Origin of the sequence: Effusibacillus consociatus, from assembly GCF_042652925.1 — a bacterium.
Lineage (GTDB): Bacteria > Bacillota > Bacilli > Tumebacillales > Effusibacillaceae > Effusibacillus > Effusibacillus consociatus.
The window spans coordinates 1-2,116 of the sequence record NZ_JBHSHC010000049.1 but is presented as its reverse complement, the minus strand read 5'-3'; the positions used below and the strand labels follow the sequence as shown (position 1 = coordinate 2,116).

At 38.7% G+C, this 2,116-nt stretch carries 3 protein-coding genes; 1 reads left to right on the top strand and 2 read right to left on the bottom strand.

Annotation, left to right across the window (positions count from 1 at the left end; genetic code table 11):
- The coding region (locus ACFO8Q_RS07005; RefSeq protein WP_380025026.1) for a transposase at window positions 1-437 on the top strand (437 nt) is incomplete at its 5' end.
- Here ACFO8Q_RS07005 and ACFO8Q_RS07000 read toward each other — a convergent pair.
- Together ACFO8Q_RS07000 and ACFO8Q_RS06995 are read right to left on the bottom strand one after the other, a co-directional pair.
- Complete coding sequence (locus tag ACFO8Q_RS07000; RefSeq protein WP_380025024.1) at window positions 367-1,680, bottom strand: ATP-binding protein; 1,314 nt, start codon at window positions 1,678-1,680, stop codon at window positions 367-369. The two genes, ACFO8Q_RS07005 and ACFO8Q_RS07000, sit on opposite strands and share 71 nt — an antisense overlap.
- A 30-nt stretch (window positions 1,681-1,710) precedes the next feature.
- A partial coding sequence (locus tag ACFO8Q_RS06995; protein WP_380025022.1) for a haloacid dehalogenase-like hydrolase occupies window positions 1,711-2,116 on the bottom strand: 406 nt, incomplete at its 5' end.

Here is a 2,116-nt window from a genome sequence, read left to right as displayed (position 1 = left end):
GATTTCAGTTATCCACAGCACCCCTTGGGGTGCCTACTTTTAGGCCTATACTGTCGAACCCGGGCGAAAATCAGCCGGAGTTACAAGAAATCTTGAGCTATTCGCCGCTTTTACAGCAGGTCCACGCCTGGAAAGAAGCGCTTGGGGAATGGTACGACTGTACACCCGATGCCAAAGTAGCTGCTATCTGGTTCGATCGCTGGCTGGAACAAGGCGAACGTTTGCAGCATCCGGCGATCGCCGCCTGCATCAAAACGATGCGAAACTGGCGAACGGAGATCCTCAATTACCATTCTTGTCGTTGGACCAATGCGGCGGTTGAAGGGAGAAACAACCGAATCAAAGCTTATCAACGCCGACATTACTTCACTCGGAACCGGGAGCGTTACGTCCAAGGGCTTCTGGTCGAATGTAACCGCGGGCGATTTGGTACGTAGAGTCAAGCACTAACTTTGGTGTTGAACCATTTTTTGTAGAGAAAAACGGGTCAAACAGATAGGGTATGTTTTCTTTTTTAATCCCCGGACCATTATCTCTAATGGAAACCACAACCTGTTTAGGAGTGTCATAAAGCAAAATTTCTAAGTGCCCGTTATTCCGCACTGCTTCAAGAGCATTCATTAAAATGTTAGAAACCGTTTCTTGTAGATGTACTTTATCGCACAACAATAGTGGATCAAACTTTTTTATAATATCAACACTGATTCCCTTTCCCTCTATGTAAGGTTTCATCGAAAAGAGGGTATTATCAATAATCTGACTTAATTTATGTGGGGTCTTTTCAACTATTATCTCTTTCATATGATGTTGAACACGATCAATCATTTTAAGCAAATGATTCGTGCTTTCATGTATCACATCTATATCTCGTATCAAATTCTGGTCTTTTGTTTCCTGGATATTATATTTAAGGCGGTCTGCTAGAATGTTGATCTTCCCGATTTCATTTTTTAGAGAGTGGTTATAGATTGCGGTACCGGAAGTTATGGCTTTAATCGCAGTATCCAATCTCTTTTTTTCCAGTTTTATTTTGACACCCAAGAAATCATATTTTATAGCAAGTACCACAACAACAACAAACCAAATAGGAATTGTAATTTCCATAAATCGGTATGCTTCGTAAATTTGTAGCACACTTAATGTATAATGCGCTAGAAAAAGATAAGCTTCTGGGAATGTAAAGAGGAGCGTTAGCATTCTGCTTCGTTTAATTGATTCATTCTTCTCCTTAATAAGTGAGGCAATCAATAAGTAGAATGAACACAGATAATATGGACATACCCAAACATACAATATATTCCAACTAAAAAATTGCTCGGGATAAATCAAAAACAGCATGCTAATGGGCGGTAATAACAACAGAAAACCTAGGATTTTTTTGATTTTTTCTCTGAAAAAGCCACTGTAACAGATAGAAAACATTAAAAACGTATAAGGCAGCCCTGTTTCAGCAGTAAATGAAAAAACTAAACGGATAGTGTAAATATAGTCCCGAACGGTTGAGTCTACTAAGTGGTTTGTTTCCAAAAAAGGCAGAGCTATATCCATTATAATTCGACTAATTGCAGCACATCCTCCGGTAAATAAACAATAGGCCGTATAACGAATATAATCTGTCTTGGAATCGGTAAGGATTAATACAAATGCTACTACCCACGCAATAATTAATACTAATATCATTAATCCTTCCTCCTCGCTCTGCTGCCTTATTTATACCGGAATTATCAGAGGTTTATTTTGCAGATTATCTATCCACTTTTCTTTTTTATGACAAACTACGATAGGATATTTCACGTAGTTAAGTACCGGAAAATCATGTTTAGAATCCCCGATTGCAATTGTCTTCGAAGGATCATATTTCTGGATCTCTCGAAGCTTAAAATCAGCCAACTTGCTTAAATCGACTTCACAACGATTACCATTTGGTTTGACTGAAAGGCAAACATAAGGTACATTGAAGTATTTTGCATATTGCTTTATAAGAGGTTCTATATTGTGAGAAAGTAAAACTACCTTTACACCTTTCTTTTTCAAGTGGACTATTAGTGTTGCCGCTGTAGCATAATGCCCATAAGCTGACGGAATTGCCTGTCCGAGAGATGACGAATATAATGAC

Bases quoted from the DNA above. Each gene is read 5' to 3' on its own strand.
- ACFO8Q_RS07000 (WP_380025024.1), bottom strand. From the start codon at position 1,680: ATGATATTAGTATTAATTATTGCGTGGGTAGTAGCATTTGTATTAATC.